The 22,953-nt window shown below is 45.7% G+C and carries 22 protein-coding genes and 1 other annotated feature; of the genes, 19 read left to right on the top strand and 3 right to left on the bottom strand.

Going from position 1 to position 22,953, the window contains the following annotated elements:
- Window positions 1–7 precede the first annotated feature (7 nt).
- The 7 genes from AS888_RS17850 to ysxE all read left to right on the top strand — a co-directional run bounded on the left by AS888_RS17850 (window position 8) and on the right by ysxE (window position 8,071).
- Window positions 8–838, top strand: a complete 831-nt coding sequence (locus AS888_RS17850; protein ID WP_061143497.1) for a cytochrome C assembly family protein — start codon at window positions 8–10, stop codon at window positions 836–838.
- 9 nt (window positions 839–847) lie between these two features.
- Window positions 848–1,780: a hydroxymethylbilane synthase gene (hemC, locus tag AS888_RS17845; protein WP_061143496.1), complete on the top strand. Its 933-nt coding sequence runs from the start codon at window positions 848–850 to the stop codon at window positions 1,778–1,780.
- Window positions 1,780–2,577: a uroporphyrinogen-III synthase gene (locus AS888_RS17840; RefSeq protein WP_061143495.1), complete on the top strand. Its 798-nt coding sequence runs from the start codon at window positions 1,780–1,782 to the stop codon at window positions 2,575–2,577. The genes hemC and AS888_RS17840 overlap by 1 nt, the downstream gene beginning before the upstream one ends.
- Window positions 2,574–3,569 (top strand): porphobilinogen synthase, encoded by a 996-nt coding sequence (gene hemB, locus AS888_RS17835; RefSeq protein ID WP_061143494.1) that lies wholly within the window; start codon window positions 2,574–2,576, stop codon window positions 3,567–3,569. Before AS888_RS17840 ends, hemB begins: the two co-directional genes overlap by 4 nt.
- A gap of 33 nt (window positions 3,570–3,602) precedes the next feature.
- Window positions 3,603–4,892 (top strand): glutamate-1-semialdehyde 2,1-aminomutase, encoded by a 1,290-nt coding sequence (gene hemL, locus AS888_RS17830; RefSeq protein ID WP_061143493.1) that lies wholly within the window; start codon window positions 3,603–3,605, stop codon window positions 4,890–4,892.
- Between the two features lie 613 nt (window positions 4,893–5,505).
- A complete protein-coding gene (spoVID, locus tag AS888_RS17825; protein ID WP_061143492.1) occupies window positions 5,506–6,909 on the top strand; it encodes a stage VI sporulation protein D in 1,404 nt (467 codons plus the stop codon).
- Window positions 6,910–7,000: 91 nt separating this feature from the next.
- Window positions 7,001–8,071: a spore coat protein YsxE gene (gene ysxE, locus AS888_RS17820; RefSeq protein ID WP_061143491.1), complete on the top strand. Its 1,071-nt coding sequence runs from the start codon at window positions 7,001–7,003 to the stop codon at window positions 8,069–8,071.
- A gap of 56 nt (window positions 8,072–8,127) precedes the next feature.
- Here the strand turns inward: ysxE and AS888_RS17815 are convergent, their stop codons facing one another.
- Window positions 8,128–8,319, bottom strand: coding sequence for a hypothetical protein (locus AS888_RS17815; RefSeq protein WP_061143490.1), 192 nt, complete (start codon window positions 8,317–8,319; stop codon window positions 8,128–8,130).
- Between the two features lie 211 nt (window positions 8,320–8,530).
- Window positions 8,531–8,761: a binding site (T-box leader), on the top strand.
- Window positions 8,762–8,804: 43 nt separating this feature from the next.
- Here AS888_RS17815 and AS888_RS17810 point away from each other — a divergent pair.
- Complete coding sequence (locus tag AS888_RS17810; protein WP_061143529.1) at window positions 8,805–11,456, top strand: valine--tRNA ligase; 2,652 nt, start codon at window positions 8,805–8,807, stop codon at window positions 11,454–11,456.
- A gap of 55 nt (window positions 11,457–11,511) precedes the next feature.
- Here the strand turns inward: AS888_RS17810 and AS888_RS17805 are convergent, their stop codons facing one another.
- Both AS888_RS17805 and AS888_RS17800 read right to left on the bottom strand, forming a co-directional pair.
- Window positions 11,512–12,366 carry an ATP-grasp domain-containing protein gene (locus AS888_RS17805; protein ID WP_061143489.1) on the bottom strand — a complete coding sequence of 285 codons (855 nt, stop codon included), beginning with the start codon at window positions 12,364–12,366 and terminating at the stop codon, window positions 11,512–11,514.
- Window positions 12,335–13,279: an ATP-grasp domain-containing protein gene (locus tag AS888_RS17800; protein ID WP_061143488.1), complete on the bottom strand. Its 945-nt coding sequence runs from the start codon at window positions 13,277–13,279 to the stop codon at window positions 12,335–12,337. Before AS888_RS17800 ends, AS888_RS17805 begins: the two co-directional genes overlap by 32 nt.
- 99 nt (window positions 13,280–13,378) lie before the next feature.
- Between AS888_RS17800 and AS888_RS17795 the strand changes: the two genes are divergently transcribed.
- From AS888_RS17795 to minD, 11 genes are all read left to right on the top strand, one after another.
- The gene (locus tag AS888_RS17795; RefSeq protein ID WP_061143487.1) at window positions 13,379–14,659 is read left to right on the top strand and encodes a bifunctional folylpolyglutamate synthase/dihydrofolate synthase; all 1,281 of its coding nucleotides are present in this window, start codon (window positions 13,379–13,381) and stop codon (window positions 14,657–14,659) included.
- A 241-nt stretch (window positions 14,660–14,900) separates the two neighbouring features.
- Window positions 14,901–15,029 carry a hypothetical protein gene (locus AS888_RS26885; RefSeq protein WP_260320254.1) on the top strand — a complete coding sequence of 43 codons (129 nt, stop codon included), beginning with the start codon at window positions 14,901–14,903 and terminating at the stop codon, window positions 15,027–15,029.
- On the top strand, window positions 15,026–15,778 hold the full coding sequence (locus AS888_RS17790) for a prepilin peptidase (RefSeq protein WP_081092509.1): 753 nt from the start codon (window positions 15,026–15,028) through the stop codon (window positions 15,776–15,778). Before AS888_RS26885 ends, AS888_RS17790 begins: the two co-directional genes overlap by 4 nt.
- Before the next feature lie 295 nt (window positions 15,779–16,073).
- Window positions 16,074–17,045: a hypothetical protein gene (locus tag AS888_RS17785; protein WP_155645539.1), complete on the top strand. Its 972-nt coding sequence runs from the start codon at window positions 16,074–16,076 to the stop codon at window positions 17,043–17,045.
- Between the two features lie 187 nt (window positions 17,046–17,232).
- Window positions 17,233–17,805 carry a Maf family protein gene (locus AS888_RS17780; RefSeq protein ID WP_061143485.1) on the top strand — a complete coding sequence of 191 codons (573 nt, stop codon included), beginning with the start codon at window positions 17,233–17,235 and terminating at the stop codon, window positions 17,803–17,805.
- 54 nt (window positions 17,806–17,859) lie between these two features.
- Window positions 17,860–18,534: a RadC family protein gene (radC, locus tag AS888_RS17775; protein ID WP_061143527.1), complete on the top strand. Its 675-nt coding sequence runs from the start codon at window positions 17,860–17,862 to the stop codon at window positions 18,532–18,534.
- A 148-nt stretch (window positions 18,535–18,682) separates the two neighbouring features.
- On the top strand, window positions 18,683–19,702 hold the full coding sequence (locus AS888_RS17770) for a rod shape-determining protein (protein ID WP_061143484.1): 1,020 nt from the start codon (window positions 18,683–18,685) through the stop codon (window positions 19,700–19,702).
- Window positions 19,703–19,869: 167 nt separating this feature from the next.
- Entirely contained in the window at window positions 19,870–20,742 is an 873-nt protein-coding gene (mreC, locus tag AS888_RS17765; protein ID WP_061143483.1) for a rod shape-determining protein MreC, read from the top strand.
- Window positions 20,739–21,257, top strand: a complete 519-nt coding sequence (gene mreD, locus AS888_RS17760) for a rod shape-determining protein MreD (RefSeq protein WP_061143482.1) — start codon at window positions 20,739–20,741, stop codon at window positions 21,255–21,257. Before mreC ends, mreD begins: the two co-directional genes overlap by 4 nt.
- Before the next feature lie 115 nt (window positions 21,258–21,372).
- Window positions 21,373–22,056 carry a septum site-determining protein MinC gene (gene minC / locus AS888_RS17755; RefSeq protein WP_061143481.1) on the top strand — a complete coding sequence of 228 codons (684 nt, stop codon included), beginning with the start codon at window positions 21,373–21,375 and terminating at the stop codon, window positions 22,054–22,056.
- A 2-nt stretch (window positions 22,057–22,058) separates the two neighbouring features.
- Window positions 22,059–22,862 carry a septum site-determining protein MinD gene (minD, locus tag AS888_RS17750; protein ID WP_061143480.1) on the top strand — a complete coding sequence of 268 codons (804 nt, stop codon included), beginning with the start codon at window positions 22,059–22,061 and terminating at the stop codon, window positions 22,860–22,862.
- Window positions 22,863–22,953: the final 91 nt, after the last annotated feature.

The raw sequence follows: 22,953 nt of genomic DNA, 5'->3' as shown, positions 1-22,953 counted from the left end.
GGTAGATATGGAATTACTAATGACAAGATTGCATGAAGTCACAGTATTGTTGTATGCCATCAGTATGCTTTTATATTTTATGGACTTCCTTAATAATGACCAGAAGGCGAACAAGGTCGCTTTCTGGTTGCTTTCTATTGTTTGGGTACTGCAAACAATTTTTTTGTTTCTGTATGTATGGAAAACGGGAAGGTTCCCGGTTTTGACGATTTTTGAAGGTTTATACTTTTATGCATGGGTCCTCGTATCTTTATCATTAATCATCAATCGCTTGCTAAGAGTCGATTTTACGGTCTTTTTTACGAATGTCTTAGGCTTCATGGTCATGGCCATCCATACCTTTGCACCTGTACAGATAGAATCGCAAGTTCTTGCACAGCGTCTCGTTTCGGAGCTGTTGCTCATACATATCACCTTTGCGATCCTTTCTTACGGGGCATTTACGCTTTCTTTCGTATTTTCCCTCCTCTACTTGATTCAATATGATTTATTGAAACGGAAGAAATGGGGCAAAAGGCTGCTTCGACTCGGCGACTTAACAAAGCTTGAGCATATGTCTTATGTCCTTGCGGCAATAGGCGTGCCCTTATTGGTGGTCTCGCTTATCCTGGGCATCCAATGGGCCTATATAAAAGTGCCGGGTGTATCGTGGCTGGATATGAAAATCATCGGTTCGTTTATATTGCTCATCGGCTACAGTGTGTTCTTATACTTAAAAATCCGGAAACAAATGTATGGAAGGACATTGGCCTTTCTGAATATTGGATCCTTCATGATCGTGTTAATCAACTTTTTCCTTTTCGGAAGCCTTTCAACATTCCACTTTTGGAATACTTAGGAGGAAATTATGAGAAAAATTATTGTCGGTTCTAGACGAAGTAAATTAGCGATCACCCAAACGAATTGGGTGATTGCCCAACTTAAAGAACTTGGGGCTCCATATGAGTTCGAGGTGAAGGAAATTGTGACAAAGGGTGACCAAATCCTCGATGTCACACTTTCCAAGGTAGGCGGTAAAGGCTTGTTCGTCAAAGAGATCGAACAAGCGATGCTCGATAAAGAAATCGATATGGCCGTACATAGCATGAAGGATATGCCGGCAGTGCTTCCCGAAGGCTTGACGATCGGGTGCATACCTCCACGTGAGGATCACCGGGATGCCTTGATATCAAAAAATCATGAAACCTTATCCGGATTGAAGCCAGGCTCCATCATCGGCACTAGCAGCCTGCGCCGTGGCGCCCAGATTTTAGCAAGAAGGCCGGACCTTGAAATCAAATGGATTCGCGGCAATATCGATACCCGCTTGAACAAGCTGAAAACGGAAGATTATGATGCGATCATCTTAGCGGCAGCCGGACTTTCAAGAATGGGCTGGGAGCGGGAAATCGTTACCGAATTCCTGGATGAAGACATTTGCATTCCAGCAGTCGGTCAAGGAGCGCTTTCCATTGAATGCCGTGAAGACGACAAAGAGTTGCTCGATGAACTTGCTAAATTAACATGCGAAAAAACGAAAAAGACCGTCGAAGCGGAGCGTGCGTATTTGGATAAAATGGAAGGCGGATGTCAGGTACCGATTGCCGGCTTCGCGGTGGCAAAGGATAATGGCTCCGTTGCCTTGACGGCATTGGTCGCTTCCCCGGATGGAAAGGTGATTTACAAGGAAATGGTCGAGGGTGAAGATCCCGAGGCAGTCGGACATGAAGCTGCCAAAAAAATAAGTGAAATGGGCGGTAAAGAATTGATCGATCGCGTAAAAGCGGAGCTCGATCAGTAATGACTCCCTTTCAGCCTCTTAAGGATTATCAGGTACTGATCACCAGAGGGAAAGGACAGGCTGATGGCTTAAAGGCATCTATCGAGGAAAATGGCGGAACGCCGCTTCTTGTGCCATTGCTGGAGTTCACCCTGCCTGATCGTTTGGAGGAGGTCCGTCAATGCTTAGCGGCGATTCATACCTATGACTGGATCATCTTGACCAGTCAAAATGGGGTGGATTACTTCTTTCAGCTTCTTGGTAAACGGCCAAGGACTCTTCCGAAGATAGCGGTGATCGGTTCCAAAACGGAAGTCGCCCTGAAACGGTACGGATATGAGGCGGATTTCGTGCCATCCGAATTTGTTGCCGAAGGGTTCGTTTCGGAGTTCATTACCATATTGGAACCTGGAACCCGTGTGCTGCTGGCGAAAGGGAATCTAGCCAGGTCCGTCATTGCGGAGGCAATCAATGAAGGTGGAGCATCATGTGATGAAGTGATCATCTATCGCACCGTACTTCCAGCAAGCAGCGAACAAGAACTCGTCCATCTTATAAAGAATCATGCCATTGACATCATAACCTTTACGAGTTCTTCGACGGTCAATCATTTCCTGCAGATCATGGAAAGCCATGAATTGGGTACATACATAGACCGGATCGTCATCGCATGCATCGGTCCCATCGCCGCCAAGACGGCTGTTAAACATGGATTATCAGTAGACGTGTGTCCTGATGTCTATACGACGGACGCCATGGTTGCCGATATCATTCACTTCATCATGAAACGAAATACTAAGGGAGGAACTTTACAATGAAAAATATTCCATTCAATCGCCACCGCCGTTTGCGTGCAAGTGCAGGCATGAGGGCTTTGGTCCGTGAAACACAATTGCATAAAGAGGATTTGATTTATCCCATCTTCATCATTGATGGTGAACAGGTAAAAAATGAAATTAACTCGATGCCGGGTATCTATCAGCTTTCCATGGATAACTTGGAGGCGGAAATGGATGAAGTGGCAAGTCTTGGGATTAAATCGGTCATTTTATTCGGTGTACCCTTTGAACATGATAAAGACGAACACGGCACCGGGGCGTTTCACCATAACGGACTTGTGCAGGAAGCAACCCGCCTTATAAAAAAACAATATCCAGAAATCATCGTCATTGCTGACACCTGCCTTTGTGAGTATACAAGCCATGGCCATTGCGGAGTGGTTGAAGGGGAAAAAATCCTCAATGATGCTTCCCTGGACCTTCTTGCCAAAACAGCAATCAGCCAGGCAGAGGCTGGAGCTGATATCATCGCTCCTTCCAATATGATGGACGGGTTCGTGGCAGCCATCCGTGCAGGACTGGATGAAGCCGGATATGAAGATATACCGATCATGTCCTATGCCGTGAAATATGCTTCTGCTTTTTACGGTCCCTTCCGTGATGCAGCGAATGGCGCGCCGCAATTCGGCGACAGGAAAACATATCAAATGGATCCAGCCAACCGTCTTGAAGCATTCCGTGAAGCGGAATCCGATGTCGCTGAAGGTGCGGATTTCCTAATCGTTAAACCGGCACTCGCTTATATGGACATCATCCGGGATGTTAAAAATAATTTTAATCTCCCTGTTGTTTCCTACAATGTCAGCGGTGAATATTCAATGGTCAAGGCAGCCGCCCAAAATGGCTGGATTGATGAAAAAGCGATCGTGACGGAAATGCTGACAGGATTGAAGCGTGCGGGTTCCGACTTGATCATCACGTACTTCTCAAAAGATGTTGCACGGTGGATGGACGAAGATCAACAAAGATAAAAAAAAACCGGTAATGGAAAAGGGGATTGAATCATGCGGTCATATGAAAAATCGAAAAAAGCGTTTGCCGAAGCAGTAAACTTGATGCCAGGCGGAGTGAACAGCCCGGTACGTGCCTTCAAGTCAGTGGACATGGACCCCATTTTCATGGAGCGCGGCAAAGGCTCAAAAATGTATGATATCGATGGCAATGAATATATCGACTATGTTCTTTCATGGGGACCGCTTATCCTCGGTCACACAAATGATCGTGTCGTCGAAGCATTGAAAAAGGTAGCCGAATCGGGCACTAGCTTTGGAACATCTACGGTAATCGAGAATGAACTCGCTAAGTTGGTCATAGACCGCGTGCCTTCGATTGAGATGATCAGGATGGTATCTTCCGGAACGGAAGCGACCATGAGTGCTCTCAGGTTGGCACGAGGCGTTACAGGACGTGATAAAATCCTGAAATTCGAAGGCTCTTATCATGGACACGGAGATTCCTTGTTAATCAAAGCAGGTTCCGGCGTTGCCACGTTAGGATTACCGGATAGCCCCGGTGTACCGGAAGGCATTGCCAAAAATACGATTACCGTGCCTTATAATGATCTTGCAGCAACCAAATATGCATTTGAACAATTTGGCGAAGATATCGCCTGTATCATCGTCGAGCCGGTTGCCGGCAATATGGGGGTCGTTGCGCCACAGCCAGGCTTCCTCGAAGGCTTACGGGAAGTGACGACCGAATATGGGGCCTTATTGATCTTTGATGAAGTCATGACAGGCTTCCGTGTCGGATATCATTGTGCCCAAGGGTATTTTGGCATCGCGCCGGATCTTACCTGCCTTGGCAAAGTGATTGGCGGTGGACTGCCGGTTGGAGCCTTCGGAGGCAAGCGTGAATTGATGGAACGAATTGCTCCTAGCGGAACGATTTATCAAGCGGGAACATTGTCAGGCAACCCGCTGGCCATGACGGCTGGTCTTGAAACACTGAGCCAATTGACGCCTGAATCTTATCAAGAATTCACTCGAAAAGGCGATATGCTTGAAAAAGGCATTGGCGAAGCAGCCAAAAAGTACGATGTCCCACATACATTCAACCGGGCAGGCTCGATGATCGGACTATTCTTCACGAATGAAGAAGTCATCAACTACGATACAGCCAAAACATCCGATCTTGAATTTTTCGCCTCTTACTATCGGGAAATGGCGGACCAAGGCATCTACCTGCCGCCGTCCCAGTTCGAGGGCTTATTCCTATCCACTGCACATAGTGATGAAGATATCGAAAAAACCATCTCAGCTGCAGAAAAGGCTTTTGCCAAATTAAAGAAATGATTCGAAAAAAAAACGCTTAAGTCAGGCTACCCTCCTCCAAACGCTTTTGGAGAACGGAAGCCTGACTTTTTTTTATTTACTCGATTGTGGCCGGATTAAGTAGGGTGTAGGTCGAATTAATGTGGTTACAGGCCGGATTAAGTTGGATGTAGGTCGGATTAATGTGGAGGTAGGCCGAAAAAGTGGGCGCAGGCCGGATTAAGTTGGTTCAGGACGAAAAAAGGTAGCAGTAGGCCGAATTAAGTTGGATGTAGGCCGGATTAAGTTGGGTTCAGGACGAAAAAAGGTAGCAGTAGGCCGAATTAAGTTGGGTGTAGGACGAATTAAGTTGAATGTTGGTCGAATTAATGTGGAGGTAGGCCGAATTAAAGTGGCTGAAGGCCGGATTAAGTTGGTTCAGGCCGAAAAAAGGTAGCAGTAGGCCGAATAAAAGTCACTGTAGGCGAATTATAGGCAAAAGCCCGAATCATGTACATGAAATTTCTCCTTTAAAGCTGCGGACAAAAACGTGGACTAGATAGGTTTAGATGAAAATAAGGAATAATTGATCGTTTTCCTTCATAGATTGTTATTGGTATATGTACCGTTTCTGAAGTTGAAAGGAGGAGTTGTTTTGTCGCAAGAAAATGAATCGCATTTACGATTTTCTTTAGAGGAATCCGTTTGGTTCCAGAAGGGACAGGAAGTGGCTGAGCTTTATTCGATTTCCCTGGATCCGAATGTGACGATTCAAGAGAGTGATCAATATGTTTTTATACGAGGCTCGTTAGACTTATGCGGTGAATACAAGGACTCGCAAAATGGTGAACAAGAGGAGTTTTCGCAAACCTTTTTGCCAAAAGCCGTGCAAAAGGTCGAGAGGCATCTCAATGGACTTAATGAGTTCACACACCGTTTTCCGGTTGATATAACGATTCCGACAAATCGGGTTGCTTCATTGGAGGAAATCGATGTCTCGATTCAGAGCTTTGACTATGCGTTGCCGGAACATAATCACTTGAAATTGCAGGCGGATTTATTGATAACTGGAATTTACAATGATTCATACGTGGAAGAGCGGTTCGATACGGAACAGGAAGCAGGGGAATTGGAGGAACAGGAAGAAACGGATGGAGAAAATGAGTCTTACATTCCTTATGCGGCTGGAATGCCGACCATTCCGGATTTTCAGCCTGTTTTCCGTGATGAGGAGGAAGATGAGTTATATTCGCCATTTTCCGCTGAGGCAAAACGGGTAGCCGAAGCTAACGAAGAGGAAGAAGAAGAAGAAGAGCCGATTTACTTAAGCGATCAGCACAGCGCTCCTGTTTTCGAAATGCCGGTGTCACCTTATCCTGAAGAGGAGGAGTGGGAAGCGGAAGTAAGCAGACAGGAAGACACGGATGCCAGTGAACAAGGGTCCGAAGAACCTGTATTATCCGTGCAGGAAGAGAGGCCTAGCAGGCAGGAAAAAACGATAGAGAACGTGGAATTGCCAATGGCGTCCTTGAATGCGGAAGAAGGTCAGGGGGATGCTGGCAATCATCAGAGTGTTCCAATTGCCAGCGGTCCAGTGTCACGGTTCAAAACCGAGGGCGGCGCCCTTCAGGAAGAGGATGAAGTTGTGGCCGCAGGTCCGGTCCTCAACGAACAGGTGAAGGTGGAAAAGGAAGTCGAGCTTCCTTCATCGATAGGGGACCTGTTCAAAGAAAGGGAAAGACCGGCACCGCAAGCCAAAGATAAGGAAGTGAAAACGTACAAGGGCCGGAAGCAAGCAGCGGAACGGGATGAAAAAGAAACGGCTGAGCATGGGGAAAAGCAGTCTTCCATCATGGATTTATTCGGCAGGAAGCAAGATGAAGAATTGGTAAGGATGAAGGTCTGCATCGTTCAGCAAGGAGAAACGCTTGAAGACTTGGCGCAGCGTTATGATGTAACGGTCCAATCGATACTCTTCAGCAATGAATTGGAGTCGAATCAGAGTATCGAGGAAGGTCAAGTCGTTTATATACCGAAGGCGGTTGCCTATAAAAATTAACCGTGACAGAGAGCAGCGCATCCATATGGCCTGCTCCTGTTTTTTACGAAGGTAACGGGTTTAGTTTTTTTAGAGAAGGTGAGTGGGTCTCGTGAGGGAAAACGAGAATCAGCAGTCGGTTAATCGGGATCGGGACACGGAAGCCGTCTTGAGGGAATATGCCCTTTATGTACAATATATAGAGGATTTCGGACGGGTGAAGAAAGTATACAGTGATCGTGGTACGTTTGCCTTGAAATCGATTTTACCGCATAATGGCATAGATTTTATTAAAAATGTCCAAAAGCTTTACCATCGCGGTTATAATCGGATCGTTCCCATCTATCAAACGATGGATCAGCGTTATGCCGTCCTCCATAATGGCCGGTTGTATTACTTGATGCCGTGGTTGAACAACGAAGGGGACGGGGAGCGTGATGAAAAGCATAAGCAAATGTTCCGGGAGCTTGCCCGGATGCATACGCTGACAGTAAAAGAAACGCAAGTGGATATAGAAGAACGGGAAGCACATTATGAGCGGACGCTTGAGGCCTGGAATAATGAGAAGGACTTTATGGATGAGTATATTGTCAGTTGTGAAAAGAAGTGGTATATGTCGCCATTCGAAATGTCTGTGTGTACGTTCTTCACTGATATTTCACAAGCCCTGAAGTACTCGATCAAGAAGTTTGAAACCTGGTATGAAAAGACGAAGGAAAGTGAAAAGGTTCGAACCGTCGTTACCCACGGAAAGATTTCCCTTAAGCATTTCGTTTATGATGAACGGGGATATGGCTATTTCATCAATTTTGAGAATTCGAATACGGCACCGCCTCATTTCGATTTATTGCCTTTTCTCGTTAAATCGGCGAGGACCTATCCGATCCAAAGTGATGATTGCGTCGATTGGCTATATAACTATATGCGATATTTTCCGCTGAAGGAAGAAGAACTGCTGCTCATGCAAAGCTATCTTGCTTTTCCTTCATCTGCTTTGGAGCTGGTGAAGGGATATTCGGAGGGCAGGTCGATCCGCTCCGAGCTGGATCATGTCACCCAACTGCAGCGGCAATTCTGGTTATTGAAAAACATTGAGTATATGGTGATGAAAATCGAGGAAATCGAGCAGCAGAAAAAGGCGGCTGCCGAGGCTGCCAAAGAAGAGCAGTCGCCCTCAAGCTAAATATACATGATTGGATCATCTCCAGTCATGTATATTTTTTTGCTGTAGGGGAATAATTAAATCCATTCGAAATATAAAGACATGGCCAGGAAAATGAATGCGACCAACAGGAGCATATCAAAGAAAGTCGGGAAAATCAGGGTCCGCAATCCTTGGAAAACGATGAAGGGAACGATGAACTGCTGGCAAACACCGCGGAATTTTTTCATCCAAGGCGGTAAAGTATAGGGAGTATATCTTCGTTTCATATTTATTACCTTCCTTTTTTGGACGTCTAATATTCTATGGGCGGCAGTGGAAAAGGTGAAAAAACCGTCACAATGACCGTTGGTGGAGGATACTATGAGATATGGATGGTCCTGCTTCGTTAAAAAAGTAAGCGAAAAGATGATTGACTCTAGCCCCATTTTTTTTGTACTATATACTATATGCGTTTAATGATTTTACATATGAATAGAAATCAATGCTAAGACCGGAAATAGTAAGATGAAATGCACTTTTCAGAGAGGAAGCCGATTGGTGAGAGGCTTTCAGGCAGCAGCATCCGAAGTCGTCCGCGAGCAGTTTTCGTGAAAGATTTTTAGTAGCGAAGGCCGGTGAAGAGCCGTTATCCGATTTGAGAGCCGAAAGGGATTATTTTTCTTTTTCGGAAAAAAGGTGGCACCGCGAACAACTTCCTTCGTCCTTTTATGATGATGGAAGTTTTTTTTATGCCCAAAAAGGAGGAAATGATATGGAAGAGAACCAGATTTCGATGCCGACTAAATATGATCCGCAGGCAATAGAGAAAGGCCGCTACAAATGGTGGCTTGATGGGAAGTTTTTTGAAACGAAGAGTGATGATACAAAAGAACCTTATACGATTGTCATCCCGCCGCCGAACGTGACAGGCAAGCTGCATCTTGGCCACGCATGGGACACGACGCTTCAAGATATATTGACGCGCATGAAAAGGATGCAGGGCTATGATGTTTTATGGTTGCCGGGCATGGACCATGCCGGTATCGCGACGCAAGCGAAGGTGGAACAGAAACTACGTGCTGAAGGCGTAAGCCGCTATGACCTTGGACGTGAAAAGTTCGTTGAAGAAACATGGAAATGGAAGGAAGAATATGCGAGCCATATCCGCGAACAGTGGTCAAAGCTAGGTCTAGGGCTTGATTATACCCGAGAACGCTTCACTCTTGATGAGGGTCTTTCAAAAGCGGTCCGCGAAGTATTCGTCTCCCTTTATAATAAGGGCTTGATTTACCGCGGCGAATACATCATCAACTGGGACCCATCGACGAAAACGGCGCTGTCCGATATCGAGGTCATTTACAAGGATGTTCAGGGTGCGTTCTATCATATGAAATATCCGTTAGTGGACGGCTCGGGTGAAATCGAAATAGCCACAACCCGTCCGGAAACGATGCTTGGCGATACGGCGGTTGCCGTACATCCTGAAGATGACCGGTATAAGCACTTGATCGGCAAAATGGTCCGCCTGCCAATCACGGGCCGGGAAATCCCGATTGTCGGGGATGATTATGTCGATATGGAATTCGGTTCCGGCGCAGTGAAAATTACACCTGCACATGATCCGAATGACTTTGAAATCGGCAACCGTCATGACTTGGAGCGCATCCTCGTGATGCATGAAGATGGGTCGATGAATGAAAAGGCTGGTAAATATGAAGGCATGGATCGTTTTGAATGCCGTAAACAAATCGTCAAAGATCTTCAGGAAGAGGGTGTGCTCTTCAAAATCGAAGATCACCTGCACTCAGTCGGACATTCAGAAAGAAGCGGAGCTGTTGTTGAGCCGTATCTTTCCACGCAATGGTTCGTTAAAATGCAGCCACTTGCGGATGCTTCGGTTGAGCTTCAAAAAGGGTCCGATGAAGAAAAAGTCCATTTCGTTCCAGACCGTTTCGAAAAAACGTATTTACACTGGATGGAAAATATTCGCGACTGGTGTATATCCCGTCAGCTATGGTGGGGCCACCGCATTCCAGCTTGGTACCATAAAGAAACAGGTGAAGTATACGTAGGACATGAAGAGCCTGCGGATGCGGAAAACTGGGAACAAGACACAGACGTTCTGGATACATGGTTCAGCTCGGCTTTATGGCCGTTCTCGACGATGGGCTGGCCTGATGCGGACAGTGTCGATTTCAAACGCTACTACCCAACCGGGGCACTTGTTACGGGCTATGACATCATCTTCTTCTGGGTTTCAAGGATGATTTTCCAGGCGCTTGAGTTTACGGGTGAACGTCCATTTGAAGATGTATTGATCCACGGCCTCGTTCGTGATGAACAAGGACGCAAGATGAGTAAATCGCTTGGCAATGGTGTCGATCCGATGGATGTCATCGATCAATACGGCGCCGACTCGCTGCGTTACTTCTTATCGACTGGCAGCTCACCAGGTCAGGACCTTCGTTACAGTACGGAAAAAGTCGAGGCGGTTTGGAACTTCTCCAATAAGATTTGGAACGCATCCCGATTCGCTTTAATGAACATGAATGGAATGACGTACGATGAAATCGATTTGAGCGGCGAGAAATCCGTAGCAGATAAATGGATTTTGACACGTTTGAATGAAACGATCACGAATGTGACGAGACTTGCGGACCGTTATGAATTCGGTGAAGTCGGCCGTGTGCTTTATAACTTCATCTGGGATGACTTCTGTGACTGGTATATCGAAATGGCGAAGCTTCCATTATACGGTGAAGATGAAGCGGCAAAGAAAACGACACGTTCAATCTTGGCTTACGTGCTCGATAACACAATGAGGCTGCTGCATCCTTTCATGCCATTCATCACCGAAGAAATCTGGCAAAACCTTCCGCATCAAGGGGAGTCCATCACTGTTGCCGCTTGGCCGGAAGTGAACGAAGAATTGACGGATTCGGCTGCAGCCGAGGAAATGAAGCTGCTTGTTGAAATCATCCGCTCCGTCCGTAACATCCGGGCTGAAGTGAACACGCCGCTAAGCAAAAAAATCAATTTGATTTTAAAAGCGAAGGACGAGTCCTTCTTGACGACACTGCAGAAGAATAGCAGCTATATTGAGCGATTCTGTAATCCTGAACAATTGACGATCGGCATTGAGGTCGAAGAGCCAGCCCAAGCGATGACTGCTGTCGTAACCGGTGTGGAGTTGATCCTTCCGCTGACAGGACTGATCAATATTGATGAAGAAGTGAAACGTCTTGAGAAAGAGCTCGACAAACTCAATAAAGAAGTGGAACGTGTACAGAAAAAATTAGGCAACGAGGGCTTCGTCAAGAAGGCGCCGGCAAGCGTCATCGAAGAAGAACGCGCCAAAGAAAAAGACTATAGCGAGAAACGCGATTCCGTGATCCACAGAATCAATGAATTGAAACAACTGTAAACATGAAAGGAGGAACCAGAATATTGGCTGGTTCCTCCTTTTTTTATCGTGAATCTTAAACGTCCTGCAGGGTGTTGATCCTGTCCTTAATGAAAGTGAGATATTCCCTTACGATATTGATCTCGCTTAAGGCACTTAACGTACGGCTCCCGACGACATCCTCGATTTCATTGAGCAGCAGGCTGCCGTCTTTGGCAAAAATGAAATCGATGCCGACCAGGCCAAAATCAAACGCTTCGATGATTCTTTCAACCAGCGCTAAATCGTGTGGAGCTAGTTCACATAAGGAAGCTGTTCCGCCTAACGTATAATTGGCCTTGAAGCTCGAAGCTGATTCGCGGAGCACGGCGGCCTTCACTTGGTTGCCTATTACAAAAACACGGATATCCTGTCCGAATCGGCCAGGCTTTTGCACGATCCAGTTTCCTTCATTCAACTGGGCCAAATCAGCCTCATTCTCGATTAAATACACCTGCTTCCCGCCGCGGCCTTTTGTTTCTTTAGCGATGAAAGGGAGTGCCATATCAGTTGCCTTCGGCCGTCCGTTGCAATATACGGTATCAGTCATCGGAATTCCCATCGCTGATAAATATTGATGGGTCTTTGCTTTGTCATTCGCCATTTCGGATACGGAAGAAGAGTTGAAGCAAACAATCCCCATTTGCTCCAGCTGTCTCGTGAAAAAAGGGTCGATGGTCCGCACGATGGCAAAGGCTGGCATTGTGATTGGCTCCAGCACATGCTCGGCATATAACGCATTGAAGCGATGGCCGATCCGCAGATCTTCACGATGATAGAAATGCAAATCAAGATCAAGCTTGCTTGCCTCGTCCAGCATCCATTCTATGTAGCCTTTATTTTTTTCGGCATCCTCGCGGTTATATATCAGCCAGCCTGCTTGTTTTCTCATCTGTCGCACTCCCCTTCCCTATATTGTTCAACATATGATCAAACATGCTGTCAGCGATGTTGATGCCGGTGCATTCATATATATTAAGCAAATGAGAATTCGAATTCACCTCGCACAAAAGCGCCCCATCTTCACCGAATAACAAATCGACGCCAGCAAATGCGGCGCCAAGAATCTCGGCACAACGGATCGCCAGTATGGCTTCCTCCTTCGTGGGTGTATAGGGATGGGCCCTGCCGCCAGCTGTCATGTTGGCCCGGAAGTCACTCTCGGAATGGCGTTGCATCGCAGCTATGACTTGATCGCCGACGACATTGATGCGAATGTCACGTCCTTTGCTGTGCCTGATGAATTCCTGGATGATGAATGGTTTGTGGCCAAGAAGACGGATCGCCTTGAGAAGTTCTTCTTCCGTTTGAATCAAATAAACTTGTTCCCCGAAAGAACCGTACGACTCCTTGACGACAAGCGGGAATCCAAGCTCGCTTCCGATTTGGTTGAAAACATCCATATTAACCCTTTCGATACCCTCGTAGGTGAAAGGAGGAAAGACGGTCTTCGGCATCGGTATGTTATGTCCCGCTAAGGCTTGATGCGTTTTCGCTTTGCTGTCGCAAATATCGATAGCAGAACTGCTGTTGTATACCGGGAGGCCGAGCAATTCCAAATGGCGCGCCAAATGGATATCTTTATCCATGAATAGGACAAAGTCAGGCAGCTTTCCAAACGTTCCTTTAAGCATTGGAATCCCGTTTTCAATGACGGGAATAAGATCCGAATTACGGATGAGGGTTGCCTTGATTTTTTTTCTTTCAGCCGATTCTTTGATGAACAAAGCCAGGCTGGAAAATTTATCATGCTGTAAATAGCCATTCACGACAATCCAGCAATGGAGGTCAGAAGAAGTTTTCATGAATTAACACTACCTTTCGTCTAGGTTAATCGTTCATATATTGATAAAATAATCTTAACGCATTAGAGCGGTATAAAGATAGAGGAGGCTCGATGATTAATGGCAAGGACCATGAAAGAAATCAATCATTTTTTTGAACGACGACAAGTTCGATTGGGCATGAATTTCGGCCTGTCACGCATGGAAGCATTATTAAAGAAATTAGGCAACCCGCATGAAGGGTTAAAGTATATTCATATTGCCGGTTCAAATGGGAAAGGATCGACGCTGCAGTATATGAAAGGAATTTTGATGGAAGAAGGAGTCCGGGTCGCTTCGTTCACATCCCCGTATTTAAGCCGCATGAATGAACAGCTGAAGATAAATGCAGATGAAATCAGCGATAAGGATTTCATCGCTGTGTTCACGGAACTGTGGCCGTTCATCCAAGAGATGGATCATGCAGGGAATGGCCCCACCCAATTCGAAATATTGACGGCCATGGCGTTCTCTTATTTTAGCAAGAAAGAGGTAGATCTGGTCTTAATGGAAACCGGACTTGGAGGCAGGCTGGATACGACGAATGTCATCAAGCCGTTGCTTTCGATCATTACCTCGATTTCCTTGGAGCATACGAATATCCTCGGTGACACATTGGCGGAAATCGCTTCAGAGAAGGCAGGCATCATCAAAAGCGGGGCGCCGGTCATAAGCGGAGTGACGGCGAAAGAACCGGCAGACGTGATCGAAGATAGGGCACATGCAGTCGGTGTTCCGTATTACCAATTAGCCAGGGATTTTCAAATAAGGCATGTAAAGAAAAGAGAAGGCAGACAAAGCTTCTCGTTTACGCATGGGAATAGGACCATCGATCATCTTGAAATGAACATGTTAGGCCAACATCAAATCGAGAATGCAGCATTGGCCATTGCTGCCGTCCAGATCGGCCTGGAACATATCGATGAAAAAAACATCCGCAAAGGAATAGCGGAAGCGAAATGGGATGGCCGTTTTGAAAAAATCTCCAATGACCCTTTGGTGATTTTGGATGGTGCCCATAATCCTGCGGGCATTCAGGTTCTTGTGGATACGCTGAAGGCACATTACCCTGAATATCACTACCGATTCGTTTTCAGCTCTTTTAAGGATAAGGATTATGCCAAGATGCTGCATGAACTTGAAAAAGATGCGCTTGAGATCATCATTACCGAATTCGGCCATGATCGGGCTGCCGATGCGCAGACGCTTTATGAAGCATCTCATCACGAGAATAAACAGCTAATCAAGGATTGGCAGGCGGCCATAACGGAAGGAAGACGGAAAACAGGGGACAAGGAGGTTCTTGTCATCACTGGTTCCCTGCATTTCCTTTCTCTTGTGAGGGCATTCCTGCAAGACTGACCAATTCGAATCGGGAGGGATCAGACAGTGTTGGCGTGAAGGAGATAGGGGGAGCAATGGAAAATAAAACGGGATATCCACTGCTTCCGTGAAGTTTTTTGTCAGCCAACTCCACGTATATTTGTTAAAATATGCTTATATATTGTTCCTGGATGCTAAATGAATCGTATCAAATCAAGCGGGAATGGGAGATGTTTTGGAAGGGCCGGCCTGAAGATGAAATACGGGGGGATGAATGACGATGAGGAACCGTAATGATTATCGTAAAAGAGATGTCCTGGCAAGGGCTTGGGACATGCTGATGAAGGATTTTATGCAGGCGGGGAAACGACCAATCTGGACGGTTCCCCTGTGCATCTTACATAAATGATCGCTATCCATATTTATCTCCTCATACTAGGCTTGATTTTAGGCTCCTTTTTTAATGTCGTCGGTTTAAATGTTCCAGTAAGTCACGCATTTGTAAACCGTCGCTCGGCTTGCCCATCCTGTGGGCGTACCTTGAAACCCCTTGAGTTGATACCGGTCATTTCCTATATGCTGCAGGGCGGAAAATGCCGTGGCTGTAAAGCGAGGATTTCCCCCTTATATCCGGTCGTGGAAATGCTGACAGGCATTTTATTTGCCTCAGCTCCGATATTCCTCGGCTGGTCGGGCGAGCTTCTTATTGGCTGGACATTGATTTCGTTATTCATGATCATTTTTGTCTCCGATGTGACCTATATGCTCATACCTGATAAAATACTGCTTTTCTTTATGGTGATTTTTATCATCCTGAGAGTGTCGTTCCCTTTGTCCCCGTGGTGGGATTCGATAGCCGGGGCGGCGATCGGCTTCAGTCTTCTGCTCCTGATCGCCGTGGTGAGCAAGGGGGGGATGGGCGGTGGTGATATCAAATTGTTTGCAGTGATCGGATTTGCATTGGGAACGAAGCTGGTCCTCCTGTCCCTTCTTTTTGCTAGTTTTTATGGGGCGCTCTTTGGCATCATCGGGATGTCCAGCGGCGTACTAGACAAGAAAACTGTCATTCCTTTCGGTCCGTACATCGTTTTTGGGACATTGACGGCTTATTATTGGGGCGATTATATGGTGAGTTTGTATGCAAGCTTCCTAAGATGAGTGTAAAGGACCACTCTGGATAAGGGGGAATTTGTCAAAATGCCCCTGGGTCAGCACAACTAGTGAATTTCCCCCATTTGCATTCAAGGGAATGGATGGCACGGAATTTGTGAGGCATGGATATTGATGCGGCAATGAACCAGAAGTACCAGTGATTAAGAAGACCCTTGTAACCTAGTGGTCTGTAAAAGGGAAATTTGACGAAACCTATTAATGACAAGACGACAAAAGTCTTGTTATTTTTTTTTGGCACTATGATAGGATGGAAAAAATGATCAGGAGAGGAGGAATGAAAGTGGGCAAGTCAGGAAAAAGCAAAGGCGTCAAGATAAAAATAAATGGGGAAGAAAAAATATTTACCGATAAAGGCAGAATTGAAAGCGAAGAGGCAGCGAGCGAAGAGCAGGAACAACAAGATGAGAGTTTCGAATGGATCCTTCCTGATGAAACAAGCGAGAACAAGATGGTATTGGTCCCCACACCCCCAAAGAAAAAAATGCCGAAGCTTATCGGCTTTGGTGCCAGCTCGCGGAAAGGCCCGGAAAGTAGGCCGCTTAAGACATTTTTGATTGCTGTCATTTGTGCGGTGTTTTTTGGTTCGATACTTGGCTTGATTGCGGTTAAAACGATCACCAGGGAAAAAGCTGCGGTTCCATCAGTAGAAACCCCGATTTCAACGAAGGCACCAGTGGAGGATAAAAAAGCGGCAGTGAAGGAAAAGGGGACGCAGCTGAAGACATTCCTTGTGCAGGGCGGAGTGTTCAGCAGTGAGGATGCAGCCAGGCAGGTACAAAAGAAAATTTTGGGGAAACAGGTTCCCGCTGAAATTTTCAAACTGGAAGACAGCTATTATTTATTCCTGGGTTCGGCAGAGAGTTTAGCTTCAAGCAAGGAGCTGGCCTTATTCTTAAAGTCCTATGATGTCGACGTTTATTGGAAGGAAATCAATCTGGAAGCGGCTGGAAAAAGCGGGGAAGATGAAAAAAACCTCATCAAGATGAAGACGGTATATGCGTCACTAGCGGAAATATCCGCTGCCAAGCTTCGTGGTAAAGAAGCGACAGTTAACAGGGAAGTGCTGAAGAAAAACTTGAATGAATTGAAGGCGGCGAAAGTATCGGGAGAGTTAGCGAAAATGAATGCTGACCTATCTGCTGCGGCACAGTCGATTACCGAGTTCGAGCGTTCGAAAAAGGAAGACAAGCTGCTGCAGGCACAAGGAAGCCTTCTGGATTTCTTGTTGAATTACCAAAATACATCAAGTTAAGTGAAAAAAGGGAGCCGTCCAACTGGACGAGCTCCCTGCCAAAAGCTGTCAGGTGACAGCTTTTTTATTTTCCGGGAAATACTTAACTGGATTTGTCGATTCGTAGTAAACAATAATTGTGGATTGGAAGATAATTTGATAGGATAGATATGTATCTCCCTATGTAAAGAAAGGTGACCTTTTAATTATGCAGCCATTGATTTTAGCTTCTTCATCACCACGTCGTAAAGAACTTCTGCAGTTTCTACAAATCCCCTTTGAAAGCATGAATTCCAATGTCGATGAAACGATTGATGATACCATGTGCCCGGATGCTGCTGTGAAAGAGCTTGCCTCGCGTAAGGCGAAAGCCATCGCAGCAAGATTTCAGGAACGCTGGGTAATCGGCTCGGACACGGTTGTCGTCCTTGATGGAAAGATATTAGGCAAGCCAACAAGCCGCGCGGATGGAAAAAGAATGCTGGAGATGCTATCAGGCCGGACACATGAGGTATATACGGGTGTTGCCATCTTATTCGGCAAGCATGGCAAAGTGTTCGCAGAAAAAACGGAAGTGACATTTTGGGAGCTGCCAGGAGCTGAAATCGAACGTTATCTGGATAGCGGGGAACCTTTTGATAAAGCTGGCGGTTATGGGATACAAGGATACGGATCCCTGCTTGTCAAACAAATCAAAGGGGACTACTTCTCTGTCGTCGGGCTTCCGGTTTCAAGATTGGCCCGTGAGCTCAAGGCGTTGCAGGCGGACATAGGTGAATGATTTCCGCTCTGGCATCTCCCTTTCGATGGGAGGAAGGATGTTTTGAGTGAAAAAATGTTAATAAAGGATTACCCGAAAGAAGAGAGACCGCGCGAACGGTTTCTGCAAGACGGACCGCAAAGCCTCTCCAACCAGGAGTTGCTCGCGCTGCTATTGAGGACGGGTACACGGGAAGAATCCGTACTCCAGCTAGCAGGCAGGCTCATCAATTCGGTCAAAGGCCTGCGTCTGTTAAAAGAAGCCTCCGTGGAAGAATTGACCGGGATCAAAGGAATAGGCGAAGCGAAGGCGATCCATATTCTTGCATCAGTCGAACTTGGCAGGAGAATGAACCAATTGAATGATCAAGACCGCTATGTGATTCGTTCACCTGAAGATGGGGCCAATTACTGCATGGAGGAAATGCGGTTTTTGACCCAGGAACATTTCGTCTGCCTTTATTTGAATACGAAAAATCAAGTGCTCCAAAAAACAACAATCTTCATCGGCAGCCTCAATGCCTCGATCGTGCACCCGCGCGAGGTTTTTAAAGAAGCTTTCAGAAGGTCTGCCGCCTCTATCATCTGTCTTCATAACCACCCCTCCGGAGACCCCACTCCTAGCAGAGAAGATATTGAAGTGACGAAAAGATTAGCCGAATGTGGTAGAATTATCGGGATTGAAGTATTGGACCACATCATTATCGGGGAGCATAAATATGTTAGTTTGAAGGAAAAAGGTTATTTATGACACTATCAAAATTTTTGACGATACGATATAATATTGTTTATGATTTTTAAAAGAGGAAACTTTTTCAAAACTCTTATTGTCAAAAAACGACAAATTACATGTTGAACTTATAAAAAAAGGCATTTTTGTTTACGAAAGGGAGATACCAATGTTTGGAATAGGCGCTAGAGATATAGGGATTGATTTAGGAACGGCTAACACGCTCGTATATGTTAAAGGAAAAGGGATCGCGGTTCGCGAACCATCCGTTGTAGCGGTGCAAACCGATACAAAGCAAATCGTTGCAGTCGGAAACGATGCGAAAAACATGATCGGCCGTACACCTGGAAACGTGGTTGCCCTCCGTCCGATGAAAGACGGCGTAATTGCCGATTATGAAACGACGGCTACCATGATGAAGTACTATATGAAAGAAGCCCAAAAAAAAGGTGTATTCGGCAACAAGCCATATGTCATGATTTGCGTTCCTTCTGGAATTACAGCTGTTGAGCAGCGTGCAGTCATTGATGCAGCCAGACAAGCGGGGGCACGTGATGCATACCCGATCGAAGAACCGTTTGCAGCAGCGATTGGTGCAGACCTTCCTGTTTGGGAGCCTACAGGCAGCATGGTCGTTGATATCGGCGGAGGAACGACGGAAGTGGCCATCATTTCCCTTGGGGGTATCGTAACAAGCCAATCCATCCGCATTGCTGGTGACGAAATGGATGATGCCATTATCGTTTACATACGCAAAAACTACAATTTGATGATCGGTGAGCGCACTGCAGAAGCGATTAAAATGGAAATTGGTTCTGCCGGTGACACGGAAGGCGTCGAAAACATGGAGATTCGCGGCCGTGACTTATTGACTGGTTTACCAAAGACGATCGAAATCACAGCTGATGAAATATCCAAAGCATTAAGCGATACAGTTTCTGCTATTGTGGATTCCGTGAAAAACACCCTGGAAAAAACACCGCCTGAATTGGCCGCAGATATCATGGACAGAGGCATCGTCCTGACCGGCGGAGGAGCTTTACTGCGCAATTTGGATAAAGTGATCAGTGAAGAGACGCAAATGCCGGTGATCATCGCCGAAAATCCGCTGGATTGTGTGGCGATCGGCACGGGGAAAGCGTTGGACCACATTCACTTATTCAAAACTAAATCAAGAGATTCCCGATAAGCATAACTTCTCAAATAGGAGCCGGCTCAACAAAAGGTTGCAATTTTGAGCCGGTTTTTCTTATGTTCAAGCTGGGTATGACCAGTACAGGCAGCACATGCAAGATTTATAAGAGTGAAGTATAAAGATAGTAAGATATGATATTAAGATATAGAGGTGCAATTACCATGCCACAGTTTTTTAATAAAAAGCTCCTTCTCTTGCTCGTTAGTATCATCGTTCTCGTGGCATTGATCGGTTTTTCCTTAAAGGAAAGAGAAGAGTTGACATGGCCGGAGCAATTCCTGAAAGATACGACAGGCTGGGTTGGGAATGTGTTTAATAAGCCAGTATCGGGTATAACAGGATTTGTAGGGGGCTTAAAGGACCTTCAACATACATACGATGAAAACAAAAAATTGAAGGCCCGCCTGGATGAATATGTATTATTGAAAACCCAGGTACAGGATTTAAAAGAAGAAAATGATGAATTTCGCGATAACCTCAAAAAAGAAGATGACCTGCGGAAGTATTCATCGATTCAATCGACGGTCATCGGCCGTAATCCTGACCGTTGGAATGAGATGCTGACGATCAATAAAGGAAAGCGTAATGGGGTAGAAAAAAATATGGCCGTCATCAAGTCCAATGTGCTCGTAGGCAAGGTCAAATCCGCGACTGATTTCACGGCTTCGGTTCAGCTCTTAAGTTCGATCGATAAAGCCAACCGTGTTTCGGCCATCGTTCAAGGTGATGATAAGGCATACGGTTTGATTGAAGGATTCGATGATAAAAGGAACCTTTTGTTAATGAAACGGATTCCATATGATAAAAAAATCAAGAAGGATTCGACGGTCATCACTTCCGGTTATGGCGGGATCTTCCCAAAAGGCCTTTTGATCGGAAAAGTGGTTGATGTCAAAGTGGATCAATATGGATTGAACCAGACTGCATATATTGAACCTGCCACGGATTTATACGATATAAATAATGTTATGGTCGTTCAGCGTGAAGTTGGCGGGGTAGCGGATGAAAGTGATGGGGAGGATGAAGTGGAGTGAAACAATTCATCCTTTCTTTTATAGCCCTGATTTTTTTCGTTTTTGAAAGCATCTTCGCGCAGCTGTTTGCTGGAGATACGTTCGGGGACGATAAAATCCTCGTTCCCCATTTCATGATGATTTTCATCTTTTTCCTGACCATGTACGGTTCCAGGAAAATGGGCATGCTTTATGGAGCCATCCTTGGATTGACCTATGATGTCGTGTATACGGAAATCCTGGGAATCTATATGTTCCTGCTTCCTTTTCTTGCCTACTTGATTTCAAAATGCATGAAAATCCTGCAAAATAATATATTGATTGCCTGTCTGACGGCTTTTTTATTCACGGCCGTTTTGGAGCTGGTCATCTTTCAGATGAATACCATCCTTTCGTTCGCCGATATGCCATTCGGTGAATTCGCGGAGAGGAGATTGCTGCCGACCTTGTTATTGAATCTCGTATTCATTATCGTCAGCTGCTATCCTTTAAAGAGAATATTCGAAAAGCTTGATTTGCAAGGAGACGCGGAATAACGTTTCAATGTCCGAAGAGCAGGTCGGAATTGTATTTTCTCTTTTCCGAGGACGTAGAAAAAGGAAAATTGTTTTCCTATGTCGAATTATATTTCATTGAGGTGAAACAAACGTCATGAATAAAAGAATTCAGCAAAATGTCATGATTAAGGGAACAAAAGACGGGTTTATGCTTCATCTCGATGATTCTTGCTCATTTTCCGAATTATTGAAAGAGTTAGAAGTGAAGCTTTCGGCAAACTATCAGTTTCAAGAAAATGACCCGTCCATTTCCGTTAAAGTACATACAGGGAACCGCTATCTTGATGAAAAACAAGAAGAAATGATTAAAGAGGTCATCCACAAAAAAAAGAAGCTTTTCGTAGATGAGATGATTTCGAATGTCCTGACAAAGGATGAAGCGAACCGCTGGAAAGACGAAAACCAAGTGACGACCGTGACCAAGGTGATAAGATCTGGACAGGTTTTTGAAGTTCCCGGGGATTTACTCCTGATCGGGGATGTCAATCCTGATGGAACGGTACGTGCCGGTGGCAGCATATATGTAATGGGGCAGCTAAGGGGAATAGCCCATGCCGGTTACAAGGGGAATAATGAGGCCATAATAGCGGCCTCGGTCATGAAGCCTGCCCAGCTCCGCATTGCCGGACAAGTCAATTTATCTCCTGATGAATATACGAAATGGGGGCATGATTTGGAATGTGCCTTCATGGATGATGATGAAAATATCATTATCGACAAACTGCAAGTTTTAAAGAAATATAGACCTAATTTAAATAGATTAGAAGGGGGTCTCTAATCGTGGGAGAGGCAATAGTTATAACATCCGGTAAGGGTGGTGTCGGGAAAACGACCACCTCCGCCAATTTGGGAACATCTTTAGCTCTTCTAGGCAAAAAGGTTTGCTTGATTGATACGGATATCGGTCTGCGGAACTTGGATGTGATCATGGGGTTGGAAAACCGGATCATCTATGATTTGGTCGATGTGGTCGAAGGGCGCTGTAAGATACATCAAGCGCTTATTAAAGATAAACATTTCGAGGATTTGCTTTATTTGCTTCCGGCTCCGCAAAATAGTGATAAATCAGCGGTGAATGAAGAGCAGATGAAGAAACTCATCAGCGACATGAAGCCGGACTATGATTATATCCTCATTGACTGCCCAGCAGGCATAGAGCAGGGCTTCAGGAATGCCATCGCCGGGGCAGACAAGGCGATCATCGTGACGACTGCCGAGAGACCCGCTGTCAGGGATGCAGACCGCATCATTGGCCTGCTGGAAAAAGAAGAGCAAATTGAGCCGCCCCAATTGATCATCAACCGGATACGCGGCCATTTGCTTCATGAAGATGAAGAAATGGATATCGATGGCGTTACCGATTTTCTAAAAATTGATTTGATTGGTGTCATTCCTGACGATGACCAGGTCATTGTGGCAGCGAATAAAAAGGAACCAATTGCCTATAATCCAGACAATAGAGTCTCGCTTGCCTATCGGAACATAGCCCGCAGGATTCTTGGTGAATCCGTGCCTTTGTCGCCAATCGGCGGCGAACCGAAGGGCTTCATGTCCAAATTGAAAAAGTTCTTTAGCGTACGGTGAATTCCCTTTTCCGTGACTTGATTTGGATCGTCTGAAAAGTAAGGGGCCAAGCCCTTGGAGTCAAACAAATTCAATGGAAGCGGGAGCATTT

It is taken from the genome of Peribacillus simplex (assembly GCF_001542915.1).
Lineage (GTDB): Bacteria > Bacillota > Bacilli > Bacillales > DSM-1321 > Peribacillus > Peribacillus simplex_B.
Note: the sequence above shows the minus strand (reverse complement) of the source record. Positions and strands in the feature narration are given on the sequence as shown.